Origin of the sequence: Streptomyces sp. Ncost-T10-10d (assembly GCF_900091955.1) — a bacterium.
In the GTDB taxonomy this organism is placed as follows: Bacteria; Actinomycetota; Actinomycetes; order Streptomycetales; family Streptomycetaceae; genus Streptomyces.
In genome coordinates, this window is record NZ_FMDF01000216.1 from 23,065 (window position 1) to 30,832 (window position 7,768).

The 7,768-nt window shown below is 70.8% G+C and carries 5 protein-coding genes; 2 read left to right on the forward strand and 3 right to left on the reverse strand.

All coding sequences use genetic code 11. From position 1 onward, the window contains the following. The first annotated feature begins 97 nt into the window (after nucleotides 1-97). Complete coding sequence (gene pcrA, locus GA0115254_RS37210) at nucleotides 98-2,536, forward strand: DNA helicase PcrA (protein ID WP_093899674.1); 2,439 nt, start codon at nucleotides 98-100, stop codon at nucleotides 2,534-2,536. Nucleotides 2,537-2,589: 53 nt separating this feature from the next. On the opposite strand, the gene GA0115254_RS37215 is transcribed toward pcrA, so the two are convergent. Continuing rightward, on the reverse strand, nucleotides 2,590-4,146 hold the full coding sequence (locus GA0115254_RS37215; RefSeq protein WP_093899675.1) for a M23 family metallopeptidase: 1,557 nt from the start codon (nucleotides 4,144-4,146) through the stop codon (nucleotides 2,590-2,592). A 249-nt stretch (nucleotides 4,147-4,395) separates the two neighbouring features. Next, on the reverse strand, nucleotides 4,396-5,322 hold the full coding sequence (locus GA0115254_RS37220; RefSeq protein WP_093899676.1) for an esterase/lipase family protein: 927 nt from the start codon (nucleotides 5,320-5,322) through the stop codon (nucleotides 4,396-4,398). Nucleotides 5,323-5,757: 435 nt separating this feature from the next. Between GA0115254_RS37220 and GA0115254_RS37225 the strand changes: the two genes are divergently transcribed. Further along, nucleotides 5,758-6,171, forward strand: a complete 414-nt coding sequence (locus GA0115254_RS37225) for a cobalamin B12-binding domain-containing protein (RefSeq protein ID WP_093899677.1) — start codon at nucleotides 5,758-5,760, stop codon at nucleotides 6,169-6,171. A gap of 334 nt (nucleotides 6,172-6,505) precedes the next feature. Here the strand turns inward: GA0115254_RS37225 and GA0115254_RS37230 are convergent. Beyond that, the coding region (locus GA0115254_RS37230; protein ID WP_093899678.1) for a DUF5691 domain-containing protein at nucleotides 6,506-7,768 on the reverse strand (1,263 nt) is incomplete at its 5' end.

The window sequence follows — 7,768 nt, forward strand, 5'->3', positions numbered from 1 at the left end:
CGGGGTGAGTGGCCGCTGTCTCCGTGTGCCCGGGCGCCGGGTGCGGTTCGCCATGCGGCCGTCGTGTGTCGTTGCGGCGGCCTAGACTCGACAAGCGATGAGCAGCCTCTTTGACGACAGCTTCCTGGCCGGCCTCCAGCACTCGGAGGAAGAGCCCCCGCCGCCCCCCGAGGACTCCGCACCCGAAGCGGTGCCGGAGGACCTCTTCGCGGGCGTATTCGACGGGCCCCCGCCGCCCAGGGACGCGTACTACCGCGACGGTGCGCACCGCCCCGTCATCGACTCCGCGGCGCTCCTCGACGGGTTGAACACCGAGCAGCGCGCCGCCGTGGTCCACGCGGGCTCCCCGCTGCTCATCGTCGCCGGGGCGGGCTCCGGGAAGACCCGGGTGCTGACCCACCGGATCGCCCACCTCCTTGCCGAGCGCGGGGTGCACCCCGGCCAGATCCTGGCGATCACCTTCACCAACAAGGCCGCGGGCGAGATGAAGGAGCGTGTCGAGCAACTCGTCGGACCGCGCGCCAACGCCATGTGGGTCATGACGTTTCACAGCGCGTGCGTACGCATCCTGCGCCGCGAGTCGAAGAAGCTCGGCTTCACCTCGTCGTTCTCGATCTACGACGCCGCCGACTCCAAGCGACTGATGGCCCTGGTCTGCCGCGATCTCGACCTCGACCCGAAGCGTTTCCCGCCGAAGGCGTTCACGGCCAAGGTCTCCAACCTGAAGAACGAGCTGATCGACGAGGAGACCTTCGCCGGCCAGGCCGCGGACGGTTTCGAGAAGACCCTCGCCCAGGCCTACGCGATGTACCAGTCCAGGCTGCGCGAGGCCAACGCGCTGGACTTCGACGACATCATCATGACGACGGTCCATCTGCTCCAGGCGTTCCCCGATGTCGCCGAGCACTACCGCCGCCGCTTCCGGCACGTCCTGGTCGACGAGTACCAGGACACCAACCACGCCCAGTACACCCTCGTGCGCGAACTGGTCGGCCCGGCCGGCGAAGGCGACGCCCCCGCCGAGCTGTGCGTCGTCGGTGACGCGGACCAGTCGATCTACGCCTTCCGCGGCGCGACCATCCGCAACATCCTCCAGTTCGAGGAGGACTACCCGAACGCGACCACGATCCTCCTGGAGCAGAACTACCGCTCCACGCAGACGATCCTGTCCGCCGCCAACGCGGTCATCGAGCGCAACGAGAGCCGCCGCCCCAAGAACCTCTGGACGAACGCCGGCACGGGCGCCCGGATCACCGGCTACGTCGCCGACACCGAGCACGACGAGGCGCAGTTCGTCGCCGACGAGATCGACCGGCTGACCGACGCGGGCGACGCCAGGGCGGGCGACGTCGCGATCTTCTACCGTACGAACGCGCAGTCCCGTGTCTTCGAAGAGATCTTCATCCGCGTCGGACTGCCCTACAAGGTCGTCGGCGGCGTGCGCTTCTACGAGCGCAAGGAGGTCCGGGACGTCCTGGCCTACCTCCGGGTCCTCGCCAACCCCGAGGACACCGTCCCGCTGCGCCGCATCCTCAATGTGCCCAAGCGCGGTATCGGCGACCGTGCCGAGGCGATGATCGACGCGCTCTCCATGCGCGAGAAGATCACGTTCCCGCAGGCGCTGCGCCGGGTCGACGAGGCGTACGGCATGGCGGCCCGGTCGGCCAACGCCGTCAAGCGCTTCAACACGCTGATGGAGGAGCTGCGCACGATCGTCGAGTCCGGCGCGGGCCCGGCGGTGGTCCTGGAGGCAGTGCTGGAGCGCACCGGCTACCTCGCGGAGCTCCAGGCATCCACCGACCCGCAGGACGAGACCCGCATCGAGAACCTTCAGGAACTCGCTGCCGTCGCCCTCGAATTCGAGCAGGAGCGGGGGGAAGAGGAAGGCGCGGGCACGCTCGCCGAATTCCTGGAGAAGGTCGCGCTCGTCGCCGACTCCGACCAGATCCCCGACGAGGACGAGGACGGCTCCGGCGTCATCACGCTGATGACGCTGCACACCGCGAAGGGCCTCGAATTCCCGGTGGTCTTCCTGACCGGCATGGAGGACGGCGTCTTCCCGCACATGCGTGCGCTGGGACAGGTGAAGGAGCTGGAGGAGGAGCGGCGGCTCGCGTACGTCGGGATCACCCGGGCCCGCGAGCGGCTCTATCTGACCCGGGCGGCGATGCGCAGTGCGTGGGGGCAGCCCTCGTACAACCCGCCGTCGCGGTTCCTGGAGGAGATCCCGGACCAGCACCTGGAGTGGAAGCGGACCGGGCCGATGGCGGCCCCGGCCGGACCGACGTCGGGGATCACGTCGTCGCTGTCCTCGTCGCGCGCCCGGTCGGGCCCCTCGGGCTTCGCGACCCGGCGCACCTCGGACAGGCCGACGGTCACACTGGTGGTCGGGGACCGGGTCACGCACGACCAGTTCGGGCTCGGCACGGTCACGGCGGTCGAGGGCGTCGGCGACCAGGCGAAGGCGACGGTCGACTTCGGGGACGAGCGGCCGAAGAAGCTGCTGCTGCGGTACGCGCCGGTCGAGAAGCTGTAGCCCAGTAGTGGTCGGGCGGGCGGCCGGGACAGTTGCACCGGCCGCCGGGTGGCTCAGGTCGGGTCGAGGCCGTGGCTGCGGAGCCAGGGCAGCGGGTCTATTGCCGCTCCGCCCCCGGGCCGTACCTCGAAGTGCAGGTGCGGGCCGGTGGAGTTCCCTGAATCCCCGGAGTACGCGATCACATCGCCGGCCTTCACCGGGCCGGAGCGGATCTTGGTGCTGCTGAGGTGGCAGTACCAGGTCTCGGTGCCGTCGGCCATGGTGACGATGGCCATGTTCCCGTAGGCGCTGTTCAGCTGGGTGCGTACGGTGCCGTCGGTCGCGGCCATCACGGGTGTGCCGTACGAGACGGGGAAGTCGATGCCCGTGTGCACGGACATCCAGTTGACGCCCGCCTGGCCGAAGTACGCGCTGAGGCCGTGCTGCGCGACCGGCAGGAGGAATTTGGGGCGCAGCGCCTCCTTGCGGGCGGCCGCTTCCTCGCGCTTCTTCTTCTCGGCGGCCTGCCGCTCCCTCAGGTCGATGCGCTCCTGGGTACGGCTGGCACGGTCGGCGAAGTTCTCCGCGTCGGCGCTGAGGTTGGCGAGCTGGGTGTCCAGCTTGTTGTTGGCGGCGACCGGCTTGACGGAGTCGGGGTCGGCGGCCGCCATCGTGGTGTTGTTGTCCTTCTTGTCCTCGCCGCCCAGTCCGCTGACGGAAGCCGCGGCGATACCGGCCACGCTCATCACGCAGGCGGAGGGAACAGCGACGGTGAGCAGTGCGGAACGCTTTGCGGGGGAACGTCGCCGACTGCGACTGCCGCCGCCACCGCTGCGGGTGGCTGGGCGGCTGATGGGGTGGTGGGCGTCGGGTCCGGCATCGGCCGTGTCGTCGGCGGCTTCGCGCAGGTCGGTGTCGAAGTCGGCCTCCGCGCGCGTCTCCGTCTCCGTCCCCGGGAGGCTGAACTCGGCGGTGCGGTGGGGCTCGTACGGGTCGAAGGAGTCCTGGTCGGCATAGGGCTCGTACGGCTGGTGCGCCTCGTGCGCCTCTTGCGCTTCGTATGCCTCGTGTGTCGCCGACGCCTCGTGCAACATCTGTGCGGTTTGCGTGGTTTGCGCGGTTTGCTGTTCCTGCTCGGGCGTGGCGCCGGTGTTCCAGGCGGTGGCGTCGTATGCGCCGGTGTCGAACGCGGCCGTGCCGGTCGTTGCCCACTGGCCGGTCTGGTGCCAGCCGTTGGTGTCCCACTGACCCGTGGCGTCCGGGGCGCCGCCCTGTCCCTGTGCCGGAATTTCGGCGAAGGCGGTGGTGGCGGCCGTGGTCGCTGCCGTGCCGTAGTCGGCTCCGGGCGTCCAGGTGGCTGTGGTGTCGTACGTCGGGCCCGCGGCGTACTGCTGCTGGGGCTCCGCTGCGTACGGGGTGTAGGCGTCGTACGAGGTGGTGGCGAGTGCCCCCGTGTCCCACTGCGTGGAGTCGTACTGGCCGCTGTACCCGGCCTGGCCGGTGTCGTAGCCGCTGCCGTACGTGCCGTCGTAGCTGCCGGGAAGGGAGCCGAAGAGCGGGTCGCTGTCGAAGCTGCCGGTGGCTTGGCTGTCGTATCCGGCGTACCCGGCGTGGGGGTGCTGGTCGTTCACCAACTTCTCTCTCGCCTCGGCAGCAGGACCTGTGGTCTGGGGTCCGGCGGAGGGATCCCAGGGGGAGCAGTGGCCGCGACTGTACCCGGCGGTACGTGACGTCGACAATCTTCGGCGGGCTCGGGCGGCTCAGGAAACGGGCAATCGGCCGTCTTTCGACGGACTGTCCACACAGCCTTGGCTCTATGTTCGAAACGCGTTCTATTTTTGGGGCCTCCGACGCGGTGAGGTGGGGCCGGGCCGGTCCGGTCAGGCCACTGAAGCTGCTCCTGCTGTTCCGGTGGTTCCGGTGGTTCCTGCGGGTCCTGCGGGTCCTGTGGCTCCGGTGGCTTCGATCATCGATTCGCGGGATTCCAGCGCCTGCCGGACCGCGGCGGCGACGGTGGGGTGCACCGGGAGCGCGAGGTGGCCGATGCCGCTGACGCGTACGTTCAGCGCGTCGAGATCCGGATGGTCGATGCAGGCCGCCCCGGCCGGGACGATCACCCGGTCCAGCTCGCTCCAGAAACTCACGAACCGGGTGCGGCAGCCGGGCGCCGGCCTGCGCAGTTCCTCGATCGGCGCGGAGCCCGTACGCATCTGGCGCACGATGGGGTGAGCGCCGGCCAGTGGGGCGACGGACGTGCCCCCGTGCGGCGTGCCGAGGGTGACCAGGATGCGGACCCGCTGGTCACCGCCCAGCCGCTGTACGTAATAGCGGGCGATCAGCCCGCCGAGGCTGTGCCCGACGATGTCGACCTCGTGGTGTCCGGTGCGGGCACAGATCTCCTCGACGTGCCGCCCGAGCAACTCGGCCGCCGTACGGATGTCGCAGGTCAGGGGCGAGTAGTTCAGCGACTCCAGATGGCGCCAGCCGTGCCGGGCGAGGGAGCGGCGAAGGAGGACGAAGACCGAGCGGTTGTCGATGAAGCCGTGCAGAAGCACGACGGGCGGCCGCTCGCCGCCCTCGGCGGACAGGACGGAGGCCCCGGCCGGGGCGGTGGGTGGTGTGATGGCCGGTTCGGCCGGGCGCTGCGGGGGCCGTCGCTCCCCGGCGATGCCGGTGGGGTAGAGGAGCACATGCCCGGCGAGGACCACCAGCTCGAGTGCGGTGGCCTTGAGCAGCGCGGATGACAGCCGGGCGCAGCACAGACACGGCCGGCGCAGCGACAGGGGAAGGAAAGGCGGGACCTTCATGGCCGACCTCCTGCTTCGGCAAGCGGGGAGGCGGCTCCGGTCCCCGTATGCCCTCATGGGGTGCCGTTGCGGAGGTACGGGCGGCCCGCCCGGCGATACGGCCGGGGGTTCGGACCCGATCCGCAGGCCCCTGCTCACCGGTGGTGACCGGCGAACGATCGGCCGACGGGCCCGATGAGATGGGCCCGACAGCCCGTACCACCGTGCCGCGCGGCTGGCGGCGCGGTGGTACGGCGACCTCTTGGCGGCTCCCCTGGCGGCCGGTCCCGCACGGCAGGTGTGCCGCGTCAAGCGGGAACGGCGCCCGGTGAACATGTCCCACGTGTGATTTCCCCCTCCCCGTCCACCGCGAAACGGCGGGTTGCGGGATGCTGTCGATAACGTTCGTTCACATCCCCGGCCCTTCAGGCACGGGAGACGCATGTGGAGGCAGTGATGGGTGTGACCGGTCCGATCCGTGTGGTGGTGGCCAAGCCGGGCCTGGACGGCCATGATCGCGGGGCCAAGGTGATCGCGCGGGCGCTGCGCGACGCAGGTATGGAGGTCATCTACACCGGGCTCCACCAGACGCCCGAGCAGATCGTGGACACCGCGATCCAGGAGGACGCCGACGCGATCGGCCTCTCGATCCTCTCCGGTGCGCACAACACGCTCTTCGCCAAGGTGATCGAGCTGCTGAAGGAGCGCGAGGCGGAGGACATCAAGGTCTTCGGCGGCGGCATCATCCCGGAGGCGGACATCGCACCGCTGAAGGACCAGGGCGTCGCGGAGATCTTCACCCCGGGGGCGACGACGGCGTCGATCGTCGACTGGGTCAACGCGAACGTCCGCCACCACGCGGAAGCCTGACCGTTCTCCACCACGAGGCAGCGGGCCGACCGGCCCGCCTGCCCGCGGCGGTGTACCGGGTGACGGCTGCGCGGGGGTGGCCGATGCGGGCCGCTTGCCCCTGGAGACCCTGGAGCTGCGGGTGCACCCTGGAGCTGCTGGTGCCCCTGGAGTTGCCCGCCCGGAGTTGCCCGCCCGGAGTCACTGCCCGGGAGCGACGCTGCGAGCTGCGCCCGGGCCGGGTGCCGGGGATCGGCCACTGGCTCCGCCGGACACCTGGGCCCGGACCTCCCCACCCCCGCCCGCGCGCCCGGTTCCCGCCGACTCCCCTCGGGCCGGAGACCGCCGATCCCTCTCAGCCCGGTATCAGTTCCAGGTCCATCGCCGAGCGCAGTCGCAGTGTGGAGACCAGTCGTTGGAATGCCTCCGACCAGTAGCCGTTCGCGCCCGGTGAGGCGTCCTCCGGTTCGTCCGGGGTGGTGGTGAGGACCTCCAGGCGGTCCGCCTCGGCCGGGTTCAGACAGCGCTCCGCGAGGCCCATCACGCCGCTGAAACTCCAGGGATAGCTGCCCGCGTCCCGGGCGATGTCCAGGGCGTCGACGACCGAGCGGCCGAGTGGTTCGGCCCAGGGCGTCGGGCAGACCCCCAGCAACTGGAAGGCCTCCGACAGTCCGTGCGCCGCGATGAAGTCGGCCACCCATTCGGCCCGTTCGGCTGCGGGAAGTATGGCGAGCAGTTTCGACCGCTCGGCGAGCGACGCCGTACCGGGGCCGTTCGACGGGGGGACGGACGGGGCGCCGAGCAGCGCGCGGGCCCACTCCGGATCCCGCTGCCGCACTGCTGCCCGGCACCATGCCGCGTGCAGTTCCTCGGCCCAGCCGTCGGCCACCGGCAGGCCGACGATCTCCTGTGCGGCGCGGCCACCGAACCGCGCCGACCAGGTGGCGAGGGGGGGCGACTCCACCAACTGGCCGAGCCACCAAGACCGTTCGCCCCGCCCGGACGGCGGCACCGCCACCACGCCGTCGCGCTCCATCGAGGCGTCGCATTCGTGCGGGGCCTCCACGGCGACGGAGGCCTCGTCGCCGTGGAGGTCCGGGCTCACACAGGACATCGCGCGGCCCGCCATCCGTTCGGCGAACGCCGACTCCGGCAGCGCCGACAGCAGTTCGGCAGCAGTAGAGCGGACATTGCGACTGCGGTCGGAGAGCGCCTGTTCCAGGAAGGTCTCGTCCACTCCGGACAGTCCGGTACGCAGTGAGTCGAGGAACATCAGCCGGTCCTCGGCGCGCTCGGTGGTCCATGTGGTGGCGAGCAGCGCGAGCGCCTCAGCGGGATCGTGTGCCCGCACGGCCCCGAGCAGGGCAACCCGTTCGGCGAACAGGCCCTCCTCCCACAACCGGGCGACCGCTTCCGGCTCCGTGACGTTCGGCAGCAACGAGCCGCCGGACGAGCCGCGCAGCGCGAACTTCCACTCGGGGTTGAGCCCGGCCAGCCACAGTCCGCGCGGCCCGGCGAAGGCCAGCGCCTGCGGCCGCAGGTCGGTACGGGACCTGGCCGCGTCCAGCAGGGACGGGAGCAGCGCGGCCGGGGCGCGGTAGCCGTGCTGATTCGCGGT